At 41.9% G+C, this 24,350-nt stretch carries 28 protein-coding genes and 1 pseudogene; 18 read left to right on the forward strand and 11 right to left on the reverse strand.

Annotated features, from left to right (window positions below; genetic code table 11):
• Positions 1-775 precede the first annotated feature (775 nt).
• Positions 776-1,672, forward strand: a complete 897-nt coding sequence (locus NB504_RS06115; protein WP_017047920.1) for a LysR family transcriptional regulator — start codon at positions 776-778, stop codon at positions 1,670-1,672.
• A gap of 43 nt (positions 1,673-1,715) precedes the next feature.
• On the opposite strand, the gene NB504_RS06120 is transcribed toward NB504_RS06115, so the two are convergent.
• Positions 1,716-4,406, reverse strand: a complete 2,691-nt coding sequence (locus tag NB504_RS06120) for a bifunctional acetate--CoA ligase family protein/GNAT family N-acetyltransferase (protein ID WP_258428488.1) — start codon at positions 4,404-4,406, stop codon at positions 1,716-1,718.
• Positions 4,407-4,625: 219 nt separating this feature from the next.
• Here NB504_RS06120 and NB504_RS06125 point away from each other — a divergent pair, with 219 nt between their 5' ends.
• Positions 4,626-5,207, forward strand: a complete 582-nt coding sequence (locus NB504_RS06125; protein WP_013867790.1) for an SPOR domain-containing protein — start codon at positions 4,626-4,628, stop codon at positions 5,205-5,207.
• Positions 5,208-5,378: 171 nt separating this feature from the next.
• A complete protein-coding gene (locus NB504_RS06130; protein ID WP_017045559.1) occupies positions 5,379-6,383 on the forward strand; it encodes a D-alanine--D-alanine ligase in 1,005 nt (334 codons plus the stop codon).
• Here the strand turns inward: NB504_RS06130 and NB504_RS06135 are convergent.
• On the reverse strand, positions 6,367-7,326 hold the full coding sequence (locus NB504_RS06135) for a tyrosine-type recombinase/integrase (RefSeq protein ID WP_017045560.1): 960 nt from the start codon (positions 7,324-7,326) through the stop codon (positions 6,367-6,369). The genes NB504_RS06130 and NB504_RS06135 overlap by 17 nt on opposite strands.
• A gap of 102 nt (positions 7,327-7,428) precedes the next feature.
• Here NB504_RS06135 and NB504_RS06140 point away from each other — a divergent pair, with 102 nt between their 5' ends.
• Together NB504_RS06140 and yciH are read left to right on the forward strand one after the other, a co-directional pair.
• Entirely contained in the window at positions 7,429-7,800 is a 372-nt protein-coding gene (locus NB504_RS06140; protein WP_013867787.1) for a DUF3319 domain-containing protein, read from the forward strand.
• A 7-nt stretch (positions 7,801-7,807) separates the two neighbouring features.
• Positions 7,808-8,119: a stress response translation initiation inhibitor YciH gene (gene yciH / locus NB504_RS06145; protein ID WP_094146972.1), complete on the forward strand. Its 312-nt coding sequence runs from the start codon at positions 7,808-7,810 to the stop codon at positions 8,117-8,119.
• A gap of 137 nt (positions 8,120-8,256) precedes the next feature.
• On the opposite strand, the gene NB504_RS06150 is transcribed toward yciH, so the two are convergent.
• Entirely contained in the window at positions 8,257-8,625 is a 369-nt protein-coding gene (locus NB504_RS06150) for a DUF3693 domain-containing protein (RefSeq protein WP_258428489.1), read from the reverse strand.
• 233 nt (positions 8,626-8,858) lie between these two features.
• On the opposite strand from NB504_RS06150, the gene NB504_RS06155 reads away from it, so the two are divergent.
• The 9 genes from NB504_RS06155 to NB504_RS06195 all read left to right on the forward strand — a co-directional run bounded on the left by NB504_RS06155 (position 8,859) and on the right by NB504_RS06195 (position 14,378).
• Positions 8,859-9,107 carry a hypothetical protein gene (locus tag NB504_RS06155; protein WP_258428490.1) on the forward strand — a complete coding sequence of 83 codons (249 nt, stop codon included), beginning with the start codon at positions 8,859-8,861 and terminating at the stop codon, positions 9,105-9,107.
• A 2-nt stretch (positions 9,108-9,109) separates the two neighbouring features.
• Positions 9,110-9,328: a hypothetical protein gene (locus tag NB504_RS06160; protein WP_019282718.1), complete on the forward strand. Its 219-nt coding sequence runs from the start codon at positions 9,110-9,112 to the stop codon at positions 9,326-9,328.
• Positions 9,321-10,559 carry a replication initiation factor domain-containing protein gene (locus NB504_RS06165; RefSeq protein WP_258428491.1) on the forward strand — a complete coding sequence of 413 codons (1,239 nt, stop codon included), beginning with the start codon at positions 9,321-9,323 and terminating at the stop codon, positions 10,557-10,559. The genes NB504_RS06160 and NB504_RS06165 overlap by 8 nt, the downstream gene beginning before the upstream one ends.
• Position 10,560: 1 nt before the next feature.
• The gene (locus tag NB504_RS06170; protein WP_194566640.1) at positions 10,561-10,869 is read left to right on the forward strand and encodes a hypothetical protein; all 309 of its coding nucleotides are present in this window, start codon (positions 10,561-10,563) and stop codon (positions 10,867-10,869) included.
• A 20-nt stretch (positions 10,870-10,889) separates the two neighbouring features.
• Positions 10,890-11,132, forward strand: a complete 243-nt coding sequence (locus tag NB504_RS06175) for a single-stranded DNA-binding protein (RefSeq protein ID WP_258428492.1) — start codon at positions 10,890-10,892, stop codon at positions 11,130-11,132.
• Positions 11,133-11,143: 11 nt separating this feature from the next.
• On the forward strand, positions 11,144-11,278 hold the full coding sequence (locus tag NB504_RS06180; RefSeq protein WP_258428493.1) for a hypothetical protein: 135 nt from the start codon (positions 11,144-11,146) through the stop codon (positions 11,276-11,278).
• Positions 11,279-11,417: 139 nt separating this feature from the next.
• Positions 11,418-12,917, forward strand: a complete 1,500-nt coding sequence (locus NB504_RS06185; protein ID WP_258428494.1) for a methyl-accepting chemotaxis protein — start codon at positions 11,418-11,420, stop codon at positions 12,915-12,917.
• 1 nt (position 12,918) lies between these two features.
• Positions 12,919-13,233, forward strand: a complete 315-nt coding sequence (locus NB504_RS06190) for a DUF2523 family protein (protein ID WP_258428495.1) — start codon at positions 12,919-12,921, stop codon at positions 13,231-13,233.
• Positions 13,230-14,378: a zonular occludens toxin domain-containing protein gene (locus NB504_RS06195; protein WP_258428496.1), complete on the forward strand. Its 1,149-nt coding sequence runs from the start codon at positions 13,230-13,232 to the stop codon at positions 14,376-14,378. Before NB504_RS06190 ends, NB504_RS06195 begins: the two co-directional genes overlap by 4 nt.
• 734 nt (positions 14,379-15,112) lie before the next feature.
• Here the strand turns inward: NB504_RS06195 and NB504_RS06200 are convergent.
• Genes NB504_RS06200 through NB504_RS06215 form a run of 4 tightly spaced genes read right to left on the reverse strand, consistent with a single transcriptional unit; the run spans position 15,113 to position 16,572 of the window.
• Positions 15,113-15,487: a phage protein gene (locus NB504_RS06200; protein WP_122621493.1), complete on the reverse strand. Its 375-nt coding sequence runs from the start codon at positions 15,485-15,487 to the stop codon at positions 15,113-15,115.
• Complete coding sequence (locus NB504_RS06205; protein ID WP_258428506.1) at positions 15,447-15,665, reverse strand: DUF3693 domain-containing protein; 219 nt, start codon at positions 15,663-15,665, stop codon at positions 15,447-15,449. Before NB504_RS06205 ends, NB504_RS06200 begins: the two co-directional genes overlap by 41 nt.
• Positions 15,666-15,688: 23 nt before the next feature.
• Positions 15,689-16,114, reverse strand: coding sequence for a DMT family transporter (locus NB504_RS06210; RefSeq protein ID WP_258428497.1), 426 nt, complete (start codon positions 16,112-16,114; stop codon positions 15,689-15,691).
• The gene (locus NB504_RS06215; RefSeq protein WP_194568146.1) at positions 16,114-16,572 is read right to left on the reverse strand and encodes a DMT family transporter; all 459 of its coding nucleotides are present in this window, start codon (positions 16,570-16,572) and stop codon (positions 16,114-16,116) included. Before NB504_RS06215 ends, NB504_RS06210 begins: the two co-directional genes overlap by 1 nt.
• A gap of 92 nt (positions 16,573-16,664) precedes the next feature.
• Between NB504_RS06215 and NB504_RS06220 the strand changes: the two genes are divergently transcribed.
• Positions 16,665-17,585 (forward strand): LysR family transcriptional regulator, encoded by a 921-nt coding sequence (locus NB504_RS06220; RefSeq protein ID WP_258428498.1) that lies wholly within the window; start codon positions 16,665-16,667, stop codon positions 17,583-17,585.
• 1,568 nt (positions 17,586-19,153) lie between these two features.
• Here NB504_RS06220 and NB504_RS06235 read toward each other — a convergent pair.
• Positions 19,154-19,867: a Fic family protein gene (locus tag NB504_RS06235; RefSeq protein ID WP_170908065.1), complete on the reverse strand. Its 714-nt coding sequence runs from the start codon at positions 19,865-19,867 to the stop codon at positions 19,154-19,156.
• A 712-nt stretch (positions 19,868-20,579) separates the two neighbouring features.
• Positions 20,580-20,888 (reverse strand): hypothetical protein, encoded by a 309-nt coding sequence (locus NB504_RS06240; protein ID WP_258428499.1) that lies wholly within the window; start codon positions 20,886-20,888, stop codon positions 20,580-20,582.
• A gap of 306 nt (positions 20,889-21,194) precedes the next feature.
• On the opposite strand from NB504_RS06240, the pseudogene NB504_RS06245 reads away from it, so the two are divergent.
• A pseudogene (locus NB504_RS06245) lies at positions 21,195-22,163 on the forward strand (fatty acid cis/trans isomerase); the annotation flags it as partial.
• A 35-nt stretch (positions 22,164-22,198) separates the two neighbouring features.
• Entirely contained in the window at positions 22,199-22,387 is a 189-nt protein-coding gene (locus NB504_RS06250) for a hypothetical protein (protein ID WP_010318257.1), read from the forward strand.
• A gap of 60 nt (positions 22,388-22,447) precedes the next feature.
• On the opposite strand, the gene NB504_RS06255 is transcribed toward NB504_RS06250, so the two are convergent.
• Positions 22,448-22,897 carry an RNA-binding S4 domain-containing protein gene (locus NB504_RS06255; RefSeq protein WP_258428500.1) on the reverse strand — a complete coding sequence of 150 codons (450 nt, stop codon included), beginning with the start codon at positions 22,895-22,897 and terminating at the stop codon, positions 22,448-22,450.
• 122 nt (positions 22,898-23,019) lie between these two features.
• A complete protein-coding gene (locus NB504_RS06260) occupies positions 23,020-23,688 on the reverse strand; it encodes a glutathione S-transferase family protein (RefSeq protein ID WP_013867809.1) in 669 nt (222 codons plus the stop codon).
• Between the two features lie 165 nt (positions 23,689-23,853).
• Between NB504_RS06260 and NB504_RS06265 the strand changes: the two genes are divergently transcribed.
• Positions 23,854-24,249 carry a PPC domain-containing DNA-binding protein gene (locus tag NB504_RS06265; protein ID WP_064626169.1) on the forward strand — a complete coding sequence of 132 codons (396 nt, stop codon included), beginning with the start codon at positions 23,854-23,856 and terminating at the stop codon, positions 24,247-24,249.
• The last annotated feature ends 101 nt before the right edge of the window (positions 24,250-24,350 follow it).

Here is a 24,350-nt window from a genome sequence, read left to right on the forward strand (position 1 = left end):
CGACCTCTCACCGACGAGGAGCGGAAAGAAGTCAACCGTATCGGTGATCAGGTAAGAATGCTGCAAGAGACTCTCAAATATTGGTTGCAAATTTGCCGAGACGAGCTAGTGGCCATTGCACGTAACATCTAGTTCAGAACGGTCAATTAGGTCGGTCGAAATAAAAATGGGTTGTGGCATCTGAAACACATATACACATTCAAGCATTCAAGAGGGACTGCCAACGCGTGGCGGCTTTAGTGCAAGTGTTTACAGTGGGTTTTTGAGTTCGGCGGTGCGTTGTTAAACACCGCTGTAGCTTCAAGTAGGAAGAGAATATAACAATCTAGAGTTACGGATGTGATGAAAATTACCATTTTTCTGTATTCACGCTCTTTTTGAACTGAGTCGCTAAAAACGTTAGCAATACGTTAAAAGCTGTCTATATTTTTCCAGTCTGCTAGAATCGCGTTGTTTATATTTTAGCCTTTAATTTTACACACTTATCGAGGTTTTACATGGAGCTTGGATTAATCATCGTTTTTATCGTGGCTGCAGCGGTCATGGTTAAGGAAGAGATGTCAGAAAATAAGAAATAGACTCACTCATTGATAACTTTTCTACCCCTTTTTAAATGAATGTGTCTCAAAGCCAGTATTAAACTGGCTTTGTTATTTCTACGATTTTTGGTTCCAAACCAGTTCTCCTCGTCTATTTTCCATCCCGTCAGAGATACCACAACGATGATAAATAAGGCATACTCGTTATTGCATACTCACTGCAATTTCACCAAAGGATGTCCATTTTGCAAAGTCCAATTACCTTAGAAGCGCTTCATATTTTAGATGCGATTGATAGACGAGGCAGCTTTGCTGCGGCGGCAAATGAGCTAAGCCGTGCACCATCATCGCTGAGTTATCAGATCCAAAAATTGGAACAAGATTTAGATATCACTATTTTTGACCGTTCAGGGCATAAAGCGACGTTTACTGAAGCCGGCTTGCTCATTCTTGAGCGGGGTAGAGCCATTTTATCGGCGACAGAAAAATTGGTGAATGACGCAACCTTGTTAGCGAATGGTTGGGAACTGGATTTGACGGTCGCATTTGACGGTATTATCCCTATTCATAATTTTTTCCCAATGGTTGAAGCGTTAGGTAATGTCAGTAAAACACGAATCCGTCTTCAAGAAGAAATTTTAGCGGGGTGTTGGGAGTCACTTTCAACCGATCGAGCCGATTTGCTGATTTGCCCACGTATCGATACGTTACCACAAGATGTAAAAGCAGAAACCATAGGAACTATGTCAATGGTTTGGGTAGCGGCCAGCTCGCATTACGTGCACAAACGAAGCGGTGCATTTGATGAAGAAGCAAGGCAAAAGTATCGAGTGATTGCGATTGCCGATACCGCGCGTGACCAGCCTGCAATGAGCGTGAATATTTTGCAAAAACAACCGCGTTTGACGGTAACTAATTTCAGCGCAAAATGTGCCGCTTTAGTGGAAGGGTTAGGCATTGGCACATTACCGAAACAGATAGCAGAACCATTGATCGCCGCAGGTAAACTGAAAGCAATCAGCGGATCTGAAGAAAAATCGATGCAGATCATTATGGCATGGCGGCGTAATAAAATGGGCGAAGCAAAGTCGTGGTGTGTGCAATACCTCAAGAAAAACTGGACGCTAAGTTAAAATTTTGGGCGGATCGCAGTGATCAAACCTGATCGCTACGGCTTTATTCTGGTTTATTTAAGATCAAAACCATATCTGCCGTCCCATCTTCGAAATGCACTTCAATCTCAAAACCTAATTTTTGCGCTAGCGTCAACATGCCTCGGTTGGTTGGCATGGTCATGCCGGAAATTTGTAAGGTTCCTTTCAAGCGACAATAGTCGATGATTTTTTGCAGCAAGATTTTACCTAAACCTTTTCCTTTTAAATCCGAACGGATCAAGATGGCGAACTCAGCATCGCTATTCTCAGGGTTAATGAGTGCTCGTGAAACGCCAATAATACTCTCTTGATCATTGGTATGATCCACTGCGACAAAAGCCATTTCTCGGTCATAGTCAATTTGAGTAAAATTGGCTAAGGCTTCATGGTTAAACTCGCCGACATCCGAAAAAAAGCGTTTGTACAAATCTTCTTTTGATACGTTACGGATAAACTCTGCATGATGCGGCTCATCTTCGGGCAAGATTGGGCGTAAGGTAATGGCCGAGTTGTCCTTCAGGATCACACTTTCTTCAAACTCACTTGGATAGGGGCGGATAGCTAATCTACTTTGTCCGTCGCCTTGGTAATCTTTTAGGACTAAGTTGGCATCCAATATGGTGAATTGATTGCCATTGGCTAAAACCGGGTGAATATCTAATTCATCTATTTGTGGACATTCAATAATCATCTGCGAGATACGAACTAAAAACTCAGATAACCCATCAATATTCATTGGCTCTGGTAGTTTTTGCAGCCGAATTTTCCCGCTGCGTATTGCTCTGACAATCAGATAACGAGCGAGCGTCATATTCAGTGGGGGGAGTGCGGCGGCGGCATCGATTGATTCATCCCATTCTGAACCACCTTGTCCCAGTAAAATGACCGGGCCAAAGGTTGTATCAGTGATCACTTTGATCCTGAGCTCTTCACCGCCAGCGAGCTTTGCCATTGCCTGAACCAATAACCCATGAACATTAGCGGAAGGATACGAGATCTGCGTGCGATCCAATATCGCTTGTGCTGCGCTTGCCACTTCGTGGCGGTTGCGTAGATTGAGCATCACGCCTTGCACATCTGATTTATGCGTAATATCGGGCGAACGCAATTTCACCACGACTGGGTAACCAATTTGCTCGGCAATATGTACCGCTTCACTGGCATCAGAAGCTATCCAAGTTGGTAATACGTTAAAATTAAAACATTTAAATAGCTTGCCTATTTGGTGTGTATCAAGGTGGCGGGTAGGGTGTATATCCAGTTGCTCCGCTATCCATTGCTGCGCGCTGTGTATTTCTGACACGTGAACGGGTTCTGCGGTCGTCGGCGTTTCCATTAGTTGCTTTTGATTTCGACGGTACTCGACTAAGTGCATGAATGCCACTACTGCACTTTCTGGCGTTCGATAGGTAGGAATGCCCGCTTGGGTAAATATTTGTCTAGCCGGGCGCGCGGTAAGTTCACCTGACCAATTGGTTAGGATGTTAAAACGTTTATGGCGAGGGTGCGCTTTAATCGCGTCGACCACCGCTTGAGCGGTTTGCTCAGACTGCGCAATCGCAGATGGGCTGTGCATAATGAGAATGGCATCGGTTTTATCACTATCTAGCAGCACATTTAGTATATTAACGTAGCGAGTATGATCCGCATCACCCACCATATCGACCGGATTACTGTGAGACCAACTTTTAGGCAGGCACTGATTTAGTTTTTGATAAGTAGACTCTTCAAGATCGGCAAGCTTTCCGCCTCGATCTAACAAGGTATCGACGGCCATAATAGCTGGCCCGCCACCATTGGTAATAATAGCAAGACGTTCACCTCGTAATGGAACGGAGTGAGTGAGTGTTTCAACAGCGGCAAAGAGTTCATGGGTATTATTCACCCGTAACATACCCGTGCGTTGAATTGCGGAGTCATAAATAATGTCGAGTGTATTGTCTCCACCAGTATGTGCTTGCGCCGCTTTACGTCCAGCAAGCGTTCTTCCTCCTTTTAATACTAAGATTCGCCGGTTACGTGACGCGGCACGCGCTGCCGACATAAAACGGCGAGCATCCTTAATCGTATCAACATAAAGCAAAATGGCTTGGGTGTGTCTATCCGTGCTCAGGCAATCAAGCAAGTCAGAGAAATCGATGTCGCTGGCATTACCAAGAGAAATAAATGCTGAAAATCCGATCTCTTTGTCATTTGCCCAATCTAAAATCGTGGTACAAACCGCTGCAGATTGTGAAATAAAGGCAATATTACCTTTTAAGGCTGTGACAGGAGAAAACGAAGCGTTGAAATTTAACCAAGGTAGGATCAGCCCTAAGCTATTGGGGCCCAAAATGCGCATTCCTGCCGATTTTGCAATTCTAGAACATTGGGCTTGGATTTCGACTCCTTGAGCATCTTCAGTATACATATCAGATGAAAGTACGATGACGGAGCTGATGCCTTTATCTGCCAATTGCTTAAATAAGGTGACGTTGCGTGTTGCGTGCGTGCATAAAATCGCAATATCAGGGACGATAGGCAGAGATTCGATACTTTTGTAGGCCAATACGCCACAGACGGATGGATAATAAGGCGTGACAGGCATAATCGCACCATCGAAGCCTCCTTGAAGTAGGTTCTTCATCACAATATTGCCAGCACGAAGCGAGCGTACTGATGCACCAACAACCGCGATCGATTTTGGTTTCAGGAATGGATTTAAATTGTTCATGTTGATGAACCTTTCACTCACGAATTACCGTTAGCTTAGCGAACAAATGCTATCCTTGTTCACTATATTGGTTTGATTGTGATCATTACGTCGTGAGACAACTGCGACTTTGTGCCATAAATCACAGTACAAGGGTATATAATCACAAAGCGAGCTTGATTCTGAGCGTCGCTATCGGCATGATTTATAGTAATTTCTACTTAAGGCGTTGAACAATTCATGAAAAAAATCACAATTGTCGGTTTATCAGTGCTTCTGGCTGCCTGTGCATCTGATACATACATTACCGATGTCACCTCTGAAAGCCATCGTGAAGAGTACAAAGTTGCTCCGGTTCAGCAACCAGTAGTCGCTCAAGAAGGCATGGCTACTGGAATTTCTGAGAGCAATGTCGAAACGAATGTGGTGAAGATGTCTCCTAACGATACAGAGAAAAAAGTCGTTAAGATGAGCCCTCAAAGCAAAGCCGCAGTAGCGCTCATTCCACCGACAGCTAAACAGACAGCAATGAATCCGCGTTTTGGCTACACCATTCAGGTCGTTGCTGTTGGATCACAGAATAAAGTTGATCAGTTTGCCAGTAAACTGCCCAATTCTGACGGCCAACCTATTTGGGAAAATTATAAAGTAGTGAATGGAACCAAGTGGTACACCGTACTTTATGGTGACTACGCAACTCGTGCCGATGCTGTTGAAGCAATTAAAACACTGCCAACCGAGTTTCAAGCAATGAAACCTTTTGCCAAAAGTATTGATACCATCAAAAATTCGGAATTTCCGACACTCAATAAGTTAAACTGATTCTGGATTTTATCGCGAATAAATGATCAAAGGGGCTTATGCCCCTTTATTGCTTATAACTTAGCCTGTTACAACAGTAAAAAGGTTTTCCTTGGCTAAAACCGTGTAACTTCACACTGAATTGATTATCATGATTTATAGTTTATTCGTCAGCAGCATGGACAGATTTTAATGACTCAAACAACAATCCTATTATTATGTGGTGGCGGTTCGTCAGAACATGAAGTTTCACTTGTGTCAGCCAACTATTTACAAGCACAACTTGAAAAAACAGAAGGTTTTCAAGTTATTCGCGTCGAAATGCGACCCGATGGTTGGTACAGTGAAAAGGGCGATCTGAGTTTCTTAGACACGAATGCTGCAACGTTGAATACCAATGGTGTTGCCGTCAATATCGATTTTGTGGTTCCTTGCATTCATGGTTATCCAGGGGAAACGGGCGACATTCAATCGATGCTCGAGCTGGCTGGCATCCCATATTTAGGTTGTGGTCCAGAAGCCAGTGCTAACAGTTTTAATAAAATTACATCTAAGCTTTGGTACGATGCGCTGGGTATTCCTAATACACCTTATCTTTTTCTTTCAGAAAATAATGCACAAGCGCATCAGCAGTGTAAGCAGGCTCTGGAAAAATGGGGAAGTGTGTTTATTAAAGCGGCGAGACAAGGCTCATCTGTTGGTTGTTACAAAGTCACCGAGGTTTCACAGCTCAACAGCGCAATCGATGCGGCTTTTAGCTACTCGGAACAAGTTCTGGTTGAAAAAGCAGTGAAACCTAGGGAATTAGAAGTTGCCGCTTATCAGCTTGATGGTGTTTTATATCTTTCTAAGCCGGGTGAGATCATCGCACCAGAAGACGCATTTTATACTTATGAAGAAAAATACAGTGCGACTAGCCATTCGATGACTGAAGTGCAAGCTCAGAATTTAACCAGAGATCAATTAGAAATGATAAGTGATTGTGCTGCTAGGGTTTTTACCCACATGAAGCTTAGGCACCTTGCACGTATTGATTTCTTTTTAACCCCAGAGGGAAACATTTATCTTAATGAAGTTAACACCTTCCCAGGCATGACTCCCATTTCAATGTTTCCTAAAATGTTAGAGCATAATGGGCATAGGTTTCATGAATTTCTAGCTAATTGCGTGACGACGTCACTCAATCAAAAGGTTTAATGACCTTAAATTTCATCTGTTCACTTTCTGCAATGTCGAGCTTACCAATGTATTGAGCTGGCATTGCAGGGCTTAACCATCGTCCAAATTGCTGAATATCTTGAGTTTTATAACCTTGTTTCGCCAGTTCTTGAGCCGCACCAACACGAGTTGATTGGCCTGAAAACCTCAATTCAAATATGCCTAAACGTTGCCCTGCATGACGTAAGATACGGAAAATAGACGCATCATTTAAAGATCTATTTGAAATATTGCCATGGCGATCGATTGAACAAAACACAATGTTCGACTCTTTATTGAGTAATTGTAGCCACTTTTTAAGTGCAAGAGAGGCCGATTCAGAAAGATAATAATCGACATTTCCCACGATGATCTTCATTTGCCCATCCACAGTTAAGACTTGGCCTGTACTTAGTTTTTTAAGCTCACTTCGTTTCAAAGCACACTCAAACATCACATAATAGATGGCAAGATCGCGGATATCCTTTTTGTGAGGTGAATGAATAAGTTGTATATCTAGTGCCAATAAATGTTTTTTCGTTAACGGTGTCGCTTGCTTAGCATCATCACCTTTCTCTCCTTTAAGACGAAACAAAGAAAGTTGAGTGAGTCGGTTTTGCGTGGGGTCTTTCATCGAAAGTAGGTGATGGATGATACCAATGGTGACCATGTAACGCCTGATAGTCGCGTATTTTCTCACTCGAGCTTCCGTTTCGATAAATTGCCTAACAGCAGTTGTTGAGCTTGGAAGAGGACTAACACATCTTATTTTGCAAAATGTAACAAAATGATTCCAATCTTTAGTCATGGCCAAAGCGGAGTTCTTCGAATATTGCCAATGTGTCAAATGTTGAAATTGTTCAAAGCAAACTGTGTCGGAAAATTCGGTAACCTTTTGTTTTAAAATCATAGGATCTGTGATGAGAGGGATGTTTTTTTTCATCTTGATGCACTATAACAATATGGTTTATCGATAAATATACTTGATAACGGTGAAGATACAATTATTATTTAACTAACCTATAATTAAAAAGACCAATAACATATGGCTATAGCGACGTATCGAGGATTTACCCTTACATCTGCGCCTAACTCTACAGATATATGGCAAGTTAAGATCAAAAACCATGTTTTGACTGGTAACCTTGCGGCAGTTAAAAAAAGCATAGACTGGTGGTGTGATACTGCCTCTATCATTGATCCTAGAGAGTTCAGTGCGGTAGGTAAGAAGAGAGAAGCTCCAAATGGTAAACAAGAGCAATTTGGCGGCTTTACACTGAAGAATGATACAGGTGAGCTCAATGGGTGGTATTGCTTTTTCAATGGTCGCTTAATCAAAGGTTCAAAAGTGGCTATTCAAAAACATATCGAAGCTTATTTGCTTGCAAAACAGAAAGCAGAACAATTAAAGAAGTAAATGATTTATGACACTTGTATATTCTACGGATTTAGGCCGTATCAAAGCTGAGCCTGAAGTTATAGAACGCCCTAAAGGAGATGGAGTGGTTAGAATCCATCGTCAAACAAAAGGGCGAAAAGGGAAAGGCGTGAGTATCGTGACCGGCTTGGATTTAGATGATACTGCACTAAAGCTATTCGCGGCAGAAATCAAGAAAAGTTGTGGGTGTGGTGGCTCAGTAAAAGATGGTGAAATAGAGATCCAGGGAGATGCTCGAGACAAAATTAAAGCTTATTTAGAAAAGAAAGGTTTCAGAGTTAAACTAGCCGGAAATTAACGTATTAATAACTAGAATGAAATCTTCGATTATCAGACTAGTTATTAGGTATTTTATGGTAAATACTGATTATGTTTAATGACTACATCCCTAGAAAGCGCACAAAGGCATGGTGCTTTCATTTTGTTATCATTTATTTAACATAAGATAGATAATGCGCACTGCAATATAGCTTCCGTTTTGGTGCTAACCATTAGCGCTAATGCTCCGCAACCCATTGATATTGTTCTTAATCCTAGCCCGTTGTGCTTTTTTGCTATGTGTTCCCATAGCTGTTTTATTCTTGGGTTTTCGTTGCGGTCTGCGTGGCATCCGAGTAAAGCCAGCTCGGGGTCAATTCCTGCTTGTTCTGCGAGAAAAACTGCTTCCTCATCAGTCATATAGCGAATACCGCTTCTTATTTTGCTTATCTTGCTAGGCTGCAAGTTTAAGTCGTGCGCAATCTGCTTGTCTTGTATGTAGTTTTTCGCTTTTTTATAGCTATCTAATAGTTCATTCGCATACATAACAATACCTCCTTTTTATTCATTCTAGCTTGTTAGTTTCGATTTTACGCATCTTGTGCATTCGATAAATCGAATTTACACTTTCGACAAATCGAATTTGAAGCTCTCTAAGACTAATCACATCGCTTATGCGTTCCGAACATTCGCCGAGAGCTTCACCCATTTGACCGCCTTGGGATACCTGACCTTAACTCAGCCCCTTGGTGGTCAACTAATCAGTTAAGGTGATTACCATGGCAATTTCAATCAAGAAAGCAAAACTATCAAACTCAATGAATCCGTTTGTAACCATTCAGGTTGCATCTGGCGCAATTCCTCGTTTCTTGTCTTATGAGTGCCTAGCGCCTGATGATAAGCAATTTTATTCAGTAACTTCTATTCAATCACTTGCTGTAAAAATGCCTCTCGTCTCGGCTCAAGCCATTTTGCCTGATGTTCAGCGCCGCTGGCCTTTGGCGCAAATCTCTTATGAGGTTCGTTAATCATGCCAATCCAAATCAAACCACTCAAAAAGCGCCCTGTGTACTTTGAGCATCACCAAGACGGCTATTGGTGCTCTGTTGATGGTATCCCTGAGTATTTCAAGAACAAGCACGAAATGTACATGTTTGCTTGTAACGAATCTCGCGAACTCATTGAAATCACTAATGAGAATGAAAGAATTTTGCGTGCCTCTGGTGCTTTTGCGGTGATTCATGAATAAGACAATCATTGACTATTTGAGTTTCTCTGGCTCTCCGCTTCTTCTTGAGCGTTGCAAGGAAATGGCAAAACAGCGTTTTACGCTATCTCAAGCGCCTAACGTGTTTGAGTCTCAAACTGCCGTAGCTGTTGCCAATCGTGAGAATACTAAGATTCGTTATTTTGCTGAAAACTTAGCTCAAGTGCTTGGTTGCAATGAAATGGAAAACTTCGCTAATCGTGATTTGTACTATGCCTCATTGGATAAAAAGCTGGTTGAGTGTGATATGGAAATCGCAACGGATTGCACTTTTAACGAGTGCTATCAACAGCTCATTTCTAACATCGGCATTGATATGTTGGACGTGCTTTGTCACTTTGAGGTCGAATCTTTTGTTGAGCTACTTAACGAGGAAATCACTTATAAAGACAACCATTGGACGCTTGAACGTCGCGGCGGTTTCTCTGGTTATTCTCACAGTGCACTATTGCTTTGTAACGGCTCTCAAGCGGGTTTAGTTGCTTGGGGCGCGGCTAACTTTGGTTTCTATGTCTCGTTCTCCGGCTCTGGTTGCTCTGCAATCAAAATGGGTGTTTTACATAAAGCATTAAAGCAAATGCCTTATGTAAAGCTGACGCGTGTTGACGTGGCTTATGATGATTTACATGGCGCCATCACGGTTCCCTACCTACGCGAACAATACGAAAACGGTGAGTTTATCACTCGTGGCGCTCCTCCTAGCTACAGCTATTTTGAGTCTGGCTCTTTGGTCACTCGTGATGAATCAAAAAAATACGGTGTGGTTCCTGATAAGGGTCGAACGCTTTACGTTGGCCAACGTCAAAACGGCAAGTTATTTCGCGGCTATGAGAAAGGCAAACAAATGAAATCCATTGAGTATCCTGATTGGGTACGCTTGGAGGTTCAGATTGGGAATAAGTCTCGCGTTATTCCGCTTGATATTTTAATTGATAGTGATGCTTATTTTACGGGTGCGTACCCTGCTCTAGCTTCTGTTCTTGAAAACGTTGAGCCTAAACGTATTCCAATTGCTCGTGTAATCGCTAACGCGCAAATACATCGCTATACAGAAATCGCAAAAAAACAGTACGGCAAATTTATTAACTTTTTAAATTTAATGCATCAAGACTCTGAGCACGTTATTAAATTAATGACTGACGGATTCTTAATAACTGACATTCCCGACCGTTTAAAAATTCCGCTCTGGTCGGATTCAATTGGAGATATATAACATGGGTAAATTAACAGTAGTTGTAATTGGTTGTGAGCATTCCAAGGGTTTGGCTAAGGCAACTAATAAGCCTTATGATTTCGCTCAAGTGAATTACTTAAAACCAAATGAGGGCTGGAGTTCTGATAAAGGTTCTTGTGTTGCTTTTGGTTTAACGCAACAACAAATTGCAATGAATCCACACCCTAGTTTGCTTGCTGAGTTTCAGAAACTCCAAGATAAATTCCCATTAGTGTGCGATTTAATGCTTGATGCTGACCCATCGAATCCGCAACGTAATATTGTTGTTGATATTAAGCCCCACGCTTAATTAAAAAAAAAGGAATCTGTATGCCTTCGTGTGCCTTAGCTAATCCCGATGGTTTTCTAGCGATAGTTCCTGTCGATGCCTCCAGTTGTACCGGATACATCATGATGAACGCTAGCGAATATCAGTACTTGATGAGCTACACGGAGATAACAGCACTTGAAGCTTCAGCGGCATTTTCGGGCGCGTACTCGCTTGTTTTTGTTTCGGGCTTCGCACTGACCTATGTCGTCAAGTTGGCGACGAAATTAATCAACTTACTCTAGGAGTATTCATTATGGAAACAATCTGGGCAGCAGTAGATTTTGCAGATGTAGCAACAAAAGTGGGCGCGGCTGGTGTGGCCATCATTGGCATCACTATGGCTTACAAAGCTATCGGCCTTGCTAAACGCGCTGTTAAGTCGGCTTAACTGGACGTTCTAACATGCTAATAGTCCTGCATGACCTCCAGTTGATGATTTTCGCGCTCCTTGGTGGCCTTTCGGGATTCTTGGCCGCTAGGAACTTTCAAGGTTAGGGGCTTCGGCCCCTTTTTTGTTGGTGCTTATTATGCGTTTAATACTTTTATTTTTTATCCTCTCAATTTCAGGTCTTGCTCATTCTGCTAATTATGAAATATCCAGTTATCTTAAAGGTGTAGGCTGTGATTATGTCATCGGCACTGTTGCTGACGCTGCCGCTGCTAGTTGTTACGTTGGTAAAACAACTCGATACGCTGGCACTATTCACACTTTGTCAACTTACTCTTCCGGTGGCGGCAATATCGGCGTCCGTGGATTCGGTGAAAAGGGCTGGGATAATGTTCTTAGTTTAATGCTGTCTACTAAATCATGTCCTGATAATCAAGAAATAAACCCCGACACTGGTTTTTGTGAGGTTCTTTCTAAGCCTTGCGATGATGTCATAGGTATCGACACCGATATAGGTTGGTTTTCCAGTGTCCACGGCACTACGCCTCCCTCTAATTTCTGGTGTAGCACTAGCGGCGGTGGTTGTGGTTCAGAGCTAAAATCTGGCACTGCTTTTTGCGGTTCAACCACTGGCAACAATTACGATTGCATTGCTACATACACCGTAACTGGCCCCGAGTGTGCATTAAGTGATGGTGATGATGCGTGGTGTTCTGATAGTACGTGTCAATCTCCAGTTGAGCCCAAGCCTGACCCAGAACCCGAGCCAGAACCCGAGCCAGAACCCGAGCCTGAGCCGGAACCTGACCCTGTTGTACCTGACCACGAACCCAGCGACCCGACCAAACCGCTTGAAGACCCGAACCCATTACCGCCTGTCGATACAACACCGACTCCACCGCTTGATGTTGATGGGCCGTCTGATGTCGTTGAGCCTCCATTAACGCCCGAATCTAACGGCGATGTTGTTAAGTCCATCGCTAACATGAATCGAGATGTTAATTCAGCCCTTAACAATTTGAATATTGATATTAACCAGAACAGCGCAACCGCTAATACTCAATTGGCCATGCTTAACGCAAACATGCGCCAGAACTCGGAGCAGGTTAGGCAGCTTCAGCAATCAGGTATCGATATTTACCAGAATAACAAAGCTCTCATTCAGAACTTGAACAAAGACGTGACCACGGCAATCAACCGCAATACTGAGCGCGTTGATGCTGAATTAGAGCGTGTTGGAGATTCTGTTGATGCGCTTGGTGGCAAGTTAGATTCAATCGGTGAATCTCTCGACATGATAAACAACGTTGATACGTCCAACGCGGGTGTTACTGGCACTTGTATTCAAACCGATACTTGCTCTGGATATTATGAATCTAAATATCCAGATGGGTTAAGCGGCTTAGCGTCGACTCAACTCCAATCACTTAAAACTGATTTCATTGATGGTTTTGTGGGGGCTTTCGGTCAAATTGATTTAAGCAATGCTCAAAAACCAGAATTCGGATTACCCGTTCCTTTTTATGGTTGGATGTATTTCGATGATTATATAAATATGGATTGGATATTCAGCTTTATTAGAACCTGTTTTATTTTAACCAGTGTGTTTTATTCACGTAGAATTATATTTGGAGGTTGATATGTCTTGGATAACTGATTTATTTAATAAACTGCTTTCATTTCTCTATAGCTTATTATTGAGCTTGGTTGACATGCTCAAAGACCTTTTGTTATGGGCTTTTGAGCAGATATTTGATGCAATAAAGATATTGCTTTCTTGGGTTATGGGTATATTTGAACCTGTCGATATTGGTCAATATCTTACGTCTATTCCACCCAATATTGCTTGGGTTATGTCTGCTGTTGGGCTCCCTCAGTGTCTCTCGATTATCATTGCAGCCATTACGATTAGAATGATTTTACAGTTGATTCCATTTACGAGGTTAGGCTCATGATTTACGCTATTGTAGGCCGTCCGCGCTCTGGTAAGTCTTATGAGTCGGTTGTTTACCACATCATTCCGGCTATCAAAGCAGGGCGCAAGGTTGTGACTAACGTCTCTTTGAATATCAGCTATTTCCAGAAAGTATTTGGCAATGACGTACTGAAATTGATTAAAGTTGTCGACGGAAAGTTAAATGAATTTGGTTCAACTCAGCGGCCTTTTTCAGTATTTGAAGATTATCAGGATGACTGGCGAGACGATAACAATAAGGGTCCATTATTTGTTATTGATGAGTGTCATATGGTATTACCCAATCGCCAGTTGGATTCCAAGATATTAGAGTTTTATTCTCTTCATGGTCACTACGGTTACGATATTATTTTACTTACTCAGAATTTAAGGAAAGTACATCGTGACGTAAAAGATATGATTGAAATGACGTATTACTGTGCTAAGAATACGGCTTTCGGTAGTGATAAGACTTATACGAAAAAGGTTAGAATTGGTGCGACAACTGAAGTCGTCAATGAAGAGCAGCGCAAATATAAAAAGGAATTTTTCCCTTTCTACCAGAGTCACACACAAAGTTCGGGTTCTGTTGCTGAAGCAATGGCCAATGACATCAAACCCGTTTGGCATCGCTGGCCTTTTTGGGGTGGTGCACTTTTTATCATTCTCGGTATTATCTTCAATATCTTCGCCTGGTCGGGTAGTGATGCACCGCCGGAACCTGAGCAAAAACAAACGGCCCAAGCTCAACAATCAGAAGTTTCGGCACCTGATGGTAACCCTAGTGATAAAAACCCAAAGCAAAAAACGTCTGGTAAGTTTGGCCCGTTGAATGGTTTTGAAATGTTCGTCACTGGATACGCAAAGCAAATTGCTTACACGGCCATCGCTCGCACCGGTGCGGAAATGAATCGTGATTTAACTTTCTACAAGATTTACATCGATGTGTACGATGGTAAGAAAAAGATGTTTAGCTTTGACCAAACTCAGCTGCAGCAAATCGGTTACAACTTTGAAGTCTTGGCCGAATGCGTTTACCAAGTGACTTGGGATGATGTCGTTAGGATAATGACTTGCGTTGACCCTGATGAGCACCAGCGACAAAACGACAACCCAATGGATTCGATGCTTCCTATTAATATCTAATTAAGATAGCCGTGAGGGGCCCCGTTTCGTCGGGGATACACGGCTATCTTAATAACATGTAATTCATTTCGCTTTTGTTTTCCTTTGTGTTATTTATTTTTCTCTCATTTGGGTTTACTTCATTTATTCGTACAATTAAGAGAAAGCGATTGATGATTTTCAAATTTCATGACAATAAAATAATTAAATTACAAGTCTTGACATTTTAATATTGTGATTTGAATTATAATATTAAATTATTAATTACATGCAATTACATCTTGCATTTTATATTCGTTCTTGTGGTTTATTTTAAGCCATTTTATTAAATACCTTTACTATTATAAAGGGTTTTAATTATAACTCTTAAAATTGCGCATATTAATTATTTAACATTTGCGCCAAAAATATTCATTGCGCCCTTTAGGCGCTTTTTTGTTATTCAAGCGTTCGCTAGTCTGAGCATCGCAGATATAAGCAATGCACGTAGTGCAAGCGCTGCACCAAGCCGCCCGCCTCTGCCCGTTGGTTCTCTTGATTCAATCGGCGCGGTTAGTATCTGCCAATGCTTCTCGACATGCCGCCACATCTCGCCCTCCTAGGCCGCTCTTTCTGCTTGGTTTCGTGTTAGGTGTTGGTTATAGTCGTAGACATTGGATTTAAAGCGTGTGGGCTTTGCGAGTGTCGAGCAATGCCCTTTGTGTGGAGCCGCAAGGCGCACCCCGTATAGTAATACGGGGTGAAAGTATTTCCCCCTAACCCTTTTCTTTAACCCTTGCGATACTTCTAGCGAATGCCAGTAGCTTCGTTGTTGTTTTGATTTCAAGCTCGCTTTTTATTTCTAGTAGCGCGATACCTGCTAAAATTTCTTGAGCTGTTACCATGTGTCCGGTTGGTAGTTCCATCCTGTTGTAATGCATTTTAAATTGCTGCCAGCTTTCGCATGAACTCAATTCGCGCCCCTTTGCCATCCTCATTAGTCGCTTGCACTCTTTTGGTATTTCCTTTCCCTTATCCCAACTTTTGACAACGCTCACACTTTTAAAACAAAGTTTTGCCGTCTCTTCCTTGCTTAAATGACATTCAAATTCACGAAAAACATAATTTTTTGTCATTTCGCCGTACTTCATTCTTATATCCCTCAAAAGTGAGGGATACTATTCTTGATGTGATACCAGTTCCATTTAACCTAACGACATATAATGCGCACTGTAATACTGCTTCTTTAGGCGTGCTAATCGCTAACGCCAATGCTCCACAACCCATTGATATTGTTCTTAATCCTAGCCGTTGTGCTTTTTTTGCTATGTGTTCCCCTTGATAAGTTGCACTTACTTATTTTGAAAGCCTAAACGCCCTTTGAAGAAAACTCCAGTGACAATTAAAACTGCTCCAAGAAACTGCGCCCCAACTTGTTCAAAGCCTAAACTATAGACCTCAATGAACAACCCAAACAGCATCTGCCCAGCAACAACTAATACTATTGAATTTGTTGACCCAAACCTAACCATAACAAAACTATTCACTGCTACGTACAGCGCACCAATAACTCCCCCAACATATAAAGTTAGGTCTTGAGGTAATGCGTTTACTGGCTCAGTTACAAATATAAGCAATAAGGACAACGAAACAAATCCTACAGCATGATTCACGAATGAAGCATGAAAAGCTCCATTACGCACACTAAGCTGACCATTCAAAACTCGACTTAAAGTGATACAAAATCCGTTAAGAAGACCTAGTAATATAAATTCCATTACATCTCTACCTTACCGTAAATTATTAAAATTGACCCGATTGCGACAAATAATGTAGGCAACAAGTTGGCTATAGTGACCTTAGTTTTGGGTTGGTTTAACAAACCATAATGTTCAAGAATTAATGAGAGAAAAAATTGCCCAATGAGCGCCAACGCTAAAGTTCCTGTCAGCCCGATATAACTCTGTACTGTCATTGATGCAAAAACTACTGTTAAAGCACCTGGAATACCTCCAAACCAATACTGTTTCTTGATTTCCGGTCGGTTTGCGCGAGCGTGATTTTTTTTGAATACAGAATAAAGAAGCCACGCTGTAATGCCACCAACCCCATGAGCAATCCAAGATGCTTGAAATGCAGAGGTATTACCTGCTAATTCGGCGTTAACACTGATCATTAACGCAAGTAATAGACCACTAAAAATAGCTACTATAACTAAACCACTTTGTCTTAACATAAATTTTCCTCTTCTGATGAGGGCATTATAATTAACAACAAATTGATGCATAATAGCTAAATTATCACAACTAAGTTGAGCAAAACTCACCAATGAAAGATATTTTTCCCGCAATCCCAATATTTGTAGCAGTTGTAGAAGCGGGCTCATTCTCATTAGCAGCTGAGCGCCTTGGAATGACAAAGTCAGCCGTGAGCAAGCGTATATCTAGTTTAGAGGATAACCTTGGTACAAGGTTATTCCATCGAAGTACTCGAAAGTTGACACTAACGGAGTCAGGTGAAGAGTTTTCAGATTACGCTCGTAATTCTGTATACATAGCTCAGCAAGGGATTACCGCAGCGACATTAAATCAAGGCAACCCTAAAGGCACATTAAAAATTAATGCCCCAATGGCATTTTCCAGATTACACCTAGCCCCTCACCTAAAAGAGTTCCTAGATCTGTACCCTGACATAAAAGTCATTTTAAGTATGGATGATCAAGTTGTTGATATGATCGCTGGTGCTTACGATGTCGGAATTCGGGTCGGAGAATTAAAAGATTCAAGCCTAATTGCTCGGAAACTCGCTAAGTGCAACAGTGTTGTATGTGCATCCCCTGAGTATTTGCAACAAACTGGTACTCCCAATACTCCACACGACTTGAAAGATCACAATTGTATTTATTACAGCTTGTTTCAAGCTGGTGTTGAATGGACATTTTTTAAAGCAGATGAAAAGCTCAAGATTGAACCTACTGGAAATTTCATAGTAAATAATAGTGATGCTATATGTGAGATGCTTTTACAAGGACTAGGAATCTGTCAAATGCCAACATTTATTGTGCAGAGATACCTCAATGCAGGTCAGTTAGTTCAAGTATTGGCTAACTATGACTTACCAGACCACAGCATTTTTGCTGTGTATCCAGAAAGGCGACACATGCCAGAGAAAGTAAAAGTATTCATCGATTTTATTGAGGAGAAACTACACTCCATTTACTGGGAGGTTGATGATGGTAAAAGATCATAACGCCCGCTTAAGGGGCAGACAACGCCATTACCAAGCTTCTGCATAACACCGTAACCACAAAAACCAACGCATGATAAAAATGCCGCGCGTTGGCTGTCCCTCTTGAACCGTTTGTTATGTTTAAGCTTCAATGACTTACGTTTTACCAAAACCAAGATTAACTCGGTTTTGACTGACAAACAAAAGCCAAGACCTGAAAAACTGAAACGACTCATAGATTTGAAAAACAGACTTTTAATTTCGGCAATTCAAGCCCAAAAACTTGTGGTTAAAATACTGATTGAGCCAGCCGCACAAACCTCGCGCTTACTCGAAAATTGATTGAGGCAATTCTCTGAATTTCCAGCGCCAAAGAATGAGTGTCCGGAAAACAGCGCCAAACGAAGCCAACTTGCCGACAAGCACAAAACCAACAAGCCGAGGGAGTAAAGAAAAGTTACAACCAACTGATTTGACGTGATTAAACATAACGCCCGGCTAAGGGGTTGACAACGCACCGCCGAACTCAAAAAACTGCTGTAAACACTGAACTTCAATTTTGCGCTAAAGCCGCCACGCGTTGGCAATCCCTCTTGAGCCGTTTGTTAGGCCAACCAATTGACACCAACACTTTTAAAACCAAAGAACAGGGCTTTTTTACAAACTTAGAACAAACTAACCGATTCATTTATAAACTAAAATCCTAATTCAGCAAAGAAACCAAAAAACTCAAATTGAGCGATTTGGAAGAAAAGTGACGAGCGTAGCATGCTCGGCGGACGTTTGGATGCTGAAGGTTATTTTGCCGCTAAACTCACAAAGAAAAGCAACCCAACGCGATCAAGAAACAGCAAATATGTGATGATTGTTTATTGCTTAAGTTAAGCCACAAAACATGGAATTTACCGTTCAATTCAAACTCGATTTAGCTGATAAAAACTCACTTTGCCTAACGCCCGGCTAAGGGGTTGACAACGCACCGCCGGACTCAAAAAACACACCGTAAGCACTGAATTTCAATTTTGCACTAAAGTCGCCAGGCGTTGGCAATCCCTCTTGAGCCGTTTGTTAGGCAAATTCAATAAGATAAACTGACTTTACTCGATCAAAAGCCACGATTGCAATGGTTGAGTGATTCAAGAATCACCCCAAGTAGGAGTCGTGATAAATAAGCTGCCAAAACAAAGCCCACCTTTCAACAACAAACCAAGCTTTTGAATGAGACAAACTCAACAAGCAAGACTTTCAGCAAGTACAAAATAATCGATTAACTTGCCCTTTCCACACTTTGCGCCCACCAAACTGACAACGCGCCAACGCCAAAACGGATTGAGGCAAACAAAGAACCTTGCCCGTTTTACGGCTTGAGTGAACCACGAATTTGAGGGTGAAAGTGCTTATTTGCCGACAACACAAAACGAATGGCCGGAGAAATCCCACAAGATTGAACCCCTAATGTCACCTGAGTTGCATAACGCCCGCTTAAGGGGCAGACAACGCTACTACCGAGCTTCCGCATAACACCATTATCACAAAAACCAACGCATGATAAAAATGCCACGCGTTGGCTGTCCTTCTTGAAGCGTTTGTTAGCCGATTTTCAGGTCTAGCTTGAAATTACGAATAATCTTTTCATCCAAACAGCTTCGTAAAAACTTATTCATTTGTGTCATGTCATTAGAAGAGTAAAAATCGAGCATGAGCGTATTAAACTCTTGCTGACGCTTGGCTTGCACATTAATGATAGGAAAACCATTAGCCAACAAAATACCGTTCATCATGAACCGACCGGTACGTTTGTTAACATCCCAAAAAAATTGAGCGCGTGCCATTTGTAAAAATGCAGTAATTGCTTGATCGTAAACATCAGATTCACTATTAACCTGACTCTCAACTTCAAGCCATTTATCGTCCAACTCATCTGGAGCGGGGGGCTCATACTCTGAACCCGTAATGGAAACGTAACCAGAGCGAAACTTACCCCACTCTAACGCTTCTTCTTTGCCAGCTATATTGTGAATTTTCAAAGCGGTTTCTTTATTAAATTGAAACTCACCTTGATCAACTAAGCCAAAAATAAGTTCCCATGCTCGAGCTTGGTTCATTGCCATATTTTGATCACTAATTCGATGGCCACCTACGGTGATCCCATCAAGAATCGTTTGCACCTCAGGCAAAGTCATTGCTACACCCTCGAGGTTAACAGCGTCATAAACCAAAGCTGGAACATCTCTTTTGGCAAGTTGTTTAGCCAACGGTATATTTGGTTTCATATTCCACATGTTATCTGTCAATGCTGTCATGGTGGTCTTCTTCAATGTAAGTAAAACTTGGCTAAGTATACACTTACTGATGAGTAAGGTGGTAGAAGTCGGCTAACGCCCGGCTAAGGGGTTGACAACGCACCGCCGGACTCAAAAAACACACTGTAAACACTAAACTTCAATTTGGCACTAAAGCCGCCACGCGTTGGCAATCCCTCTTGAGCCGTTTGTTATGCAAATTCAATGAGATAAACTGACTTTACGCGACCAAAAACCACAATTGCAATGGTTGAGTGATTCAAGAATCAACCCAAGCAAGAACTGTGATAAATGAGCCGCCAAAACAAAGTCCACCTTTCAACAACAAACCAAGCTTTTGAATGAAACAAACTCAACGAGCGAAATCTTCAACAAGTACGAAATAATCGATTAACTTGCCCTTTCCGCACTTTACACCCACTAAATTCACAACGCGCCAACGCTAAAAATGATTGAGGCAAACCAAGAATCTTGTCCGTTTTACGGTTTGAATTAACCAAGAATCTGAGGATAAAAAGCTCATTTGCCGACAACACAAAACGAATAGCCGGAGAAATCCCAAAAGATTGAACCCCTAAATTTACCTGAGTTGCATAACGCCGCGTTAAGGGGCGCCGGCACGCACTACAAAAGTGACCGCACAACGCCCTAACCACTAAACCAAACGCAAATTGAAAATGCCAAGCGTGCCAAGTCCCACTTTAACGCCTTGTTAGCTGGTAATTTCACTGAAAATTTCGACCCACTGTTTCGGATTAGCCGTGATAAAAACAAACGTTGACTCATTTGATAAAGTGATTCGAATTGCATCGGTTGTGATCGGAATGATCCCACCCCCCTTACCCACATCTTGAATCACTGACTTTATTTCATCACGCTTGATATGGTAGGGGCCGAGGCCAAGCTGCTCATTAAATGGGACAAAAACAACCTCTGTATCCGTCAACGACAGCTTACCGTCCGCCTTTGCCACACCTATTTGTACCGTTGCAAATGATGACTTTATCGGTTCTTTAAACATAGACAATCCTTTTTCTGATGAGTATTCCACTTACCAGCTAACGCCGAATTAAGCTGCTACCAACGCACAACGCCATTGAAAGCAATGCGCCGTAACCACAAAACCAATTTAGAACAGATTCAGCCACGCGTTGGTAGTCAGGCTTGAATTTCTTGTTAGGTTATACTGTTTAACCTTCATCAACTTGGCAAAGAATCTAGCCAGATTAACGTATTGCGCTGAACCACTTCCAAGTGTTTCACTCAATTTGGCCGCCAAATGCGACTAACTTAAAACAACTATTTTTCTGAGCCGATTAATAAAACCAAGTGGTTCAAAAATGGCGAGAACTTAACCACAGATGTACTGTGGATGGGTGATGGCTATAACCCGAATGCGGCACTGACTATTTTTAGGCATTTCGATAGTGCATCGGTAGTGCAAGGTTTGGTGGGAGAAAACCCCAAAACAGCATGGGTGTTAGACTATGCCCTACTAGAAAGAATCCATTATTTACTGGTGGCGGGTTTTGATGTTTACGGCAATTTCGGCCACCAGCTCATTACTCGCATGTTTATGGATTTTCTGCGTCTTGAAGGTGAAAGTAATTTTGCCTCTCTGCTGCCTAGAGAGATAAGGCACCAAGAGCAGTCAAGTTGGTATCAAAATCAAAGCACTCAACTCAGTGACTTTTTGCAACGTAACGTGGCCCCTTTTGATCAACCGACCAGTATTGTTTACCACACGCAAGATCCAAAATCTGAGTTGTTTGCACTTTTGAAGTCTGAGCTTCAACCTGTGTTATCAAATCGTTATTCGATAATTGACACTGGTTTTTCAACGCGCAGTGAACAGATGTTAAATAGCATTAATAAGATCAAAGGCGAAGGGTTGCTGGCTGTGCCACAAATCATGATGTTGATGATCACGGCTGAAAACGGAGAGGATCAACTTTTTACTTTGTTACACAATAACGCACATCTCAATATTTCAAGTCTATTTGATGAACAAAGCAACCGTGACCCAGCGAATGATGGTTTGACTCTAGTGAGAGGTGTCATTGGCAGTTACCCTTCTGCTTATTTGTCACTGCATGAACACGAGATTGAAGAATTGGTAATCTTATTGAGTAAAATACAAAATGAGCAGGACTACGTTAAGTTGCTCGATAGGTTCGCCATTCGCCGCAGTTCTTCGAAGTTTTGGCCGTTCAGCGATAAAGTTCATGCATGGTATCGAAAAAATCAGCCTGTCGAATCTGGTTTACTTGACTACAATAGATTTGAAAACAGATAAAAGTCACCTTTAATGGGTGAGATGAGAGGTGCAAAATGACCATACGTGACAGCATTGAAGCACTAGAACAACAGATCTATATAGCCTGTTCGGAAGGTGACTATGAGACGGTCAATCAGTTAGAACATCAGTTGGAAGTGTTACTGTATAAGGCACAGCACCCTTTTGATGATGATCCTAACGCGTTAAATGGTGGATCGGCAACAGATGATGAATGGCGCTGAATAACAACGGGAGCCATATTGCTCCCGTCTTTTATTTATCAGATCATTAAAAACAGAAAATTAGAAAAAGTCTATTGAGTTACGGCCACTCTCAGCATCTTTGCTCTTAGGTGCATCGGAATTCTCTTTCTTTGTAGTCGTCGGCTTATTTCTAGCCGGCTTGGCTTTTGACGCCTTTTGCTTCGGTTTAGGCGCATTTATTGCTGCCACTACCGACGTCACCTCATTTTCAGGCGCTTCAATCACTGGTTGGTCACACAATACAACGTAGTACTCTTGGTTAAATTCAAGAAAATCCCCATTGTACATTTTACGTCGTTTTCGGGTTTCAAGTTCTCCATTGACCGCCACATAACCATCGCTAATCAGGAATTTTGCTTGCCCGCCACCATCCACCAGGTTAGCAATCTTTAACACCTTATAAAGCTCAATAGGTTGCGACGAAACTTCAATACCAATCGCCTCTATTTCAATTTCTTCGTTTTCTAATGTGTCTTTATCGTTAATCATTACGTTTTTCTTATCACGAATTTTCACGCAGTGTAATGCTAAATGCACAAATTAGGAACCACAGTTAAATACTTCAACTGAACTTATAAGCCCACAGTTTTGTCATACACACATCACTCAGGTTACCTTGTCACCATTTTCTGAATGCGTTCCGCTCGCTGTTCATCGCTTTCTTGACTTGGTGGTGGCACGGTAAGCCCCTTAATCACTGCAGGGCGTTGCGCGATTTCCGCCAACCAACGTTGTAGGTGCTCAAGCCCGTCAATATTAATGCCACTCCATTCGTAAATTCTCACCCATGGCCATGTTGCGATATCGGCGATGGTGTATTCATCACCCGCAAGATAACGGTGATGCTCTAATTGGCTATCCATGACTTCAAATAGACGTCGCCCTTCTTTTTGGTAACGATCAATGGCAGGTTGTATTTTTTCTGGAAAGTAACGAAAGAAGACATTAGCTTGCCCCATCATCGGCCCTACGCCACCCATTTGAAACATTAACCATTGGATCACTTGAGAGCGGGCTTTCGGATCTACGGGTAGAAATTTTCCCGTTTTTTCTGCCAAGTAAAGCAAAATTGCCCCAGATTCAAATACTGGAAAATCATCGTTATCTTTATCTACAATTGCGGGAATACGTCCATTCGGATTGATGGCCGTAAACTCAGGCTCTTTTTGCTGATTGGTTGAAAGATCAAAAGCGTTGACCTTGTATGGCAGCCCCATTTCTTCTAATGCAATGGAGATTTTCTGACCATTCGGCGTTGCGGCGGTATACAGTTCAATCATTCTTAGGCTCCTCGGTGAAATGATGGACGTTGCTCAACGGATTTAAGCAAATAGCAAAATTGCCACTTTGTGTCTCAACAAGGATATATAAGCAGTAATCTCTTTAGACGTAAACTCTCATGCACGATAAACTAAACACAACCATAATTTTATAACGAATTATCTATGATAAAAGTGACAGTGTCTCGCTTAATAAAAGGCCACGACTTAAAGCAATCTATTGCCGCGTTGATAAAGCAAGAGAATATACAAGCAGGTAACATCGCTTCTTGTGTCGGGTGCCTATCTGAAATGCGCATCCGCCTCGCTGATGGCTCTTCAGATCTACACCTTGTTGATGCATTTGAAATTGTCTCTTTGATAGGCACGCTAACCGCATCTCATCAGCATTTGCACATTGCGGTTGCAGATAAAACAGGCAAAGTGATCGGTGGTCATCTTTTGGATGGTTGTCTTATCAATACTACCGCAGAGCTGATTTTACATTCCTACCCTGACTTAGTGTTTCAGCGAGAATTTGATAATCAAACGGGCTACAGTGAGCTGGTGGCACCTTGTTAAAATCCCTTTAATGATAAAAGTGAATGCGCATATACTAGTCTGCATTCTGTAAAATGTGGTGAAGCGTGTTTTTTATTCACCCATTTCTCCCCAATAACGAT

It is taken from the genome of Vibrio sp. RM-69-4 (genome assembly GCF_024743775.1).
GTDB lineage: Bacteria > Pseudomonadota > Gammaproteobacteria > Enterobacterales > Vibrionaceae > Vibrio > Vibrio anguillarum.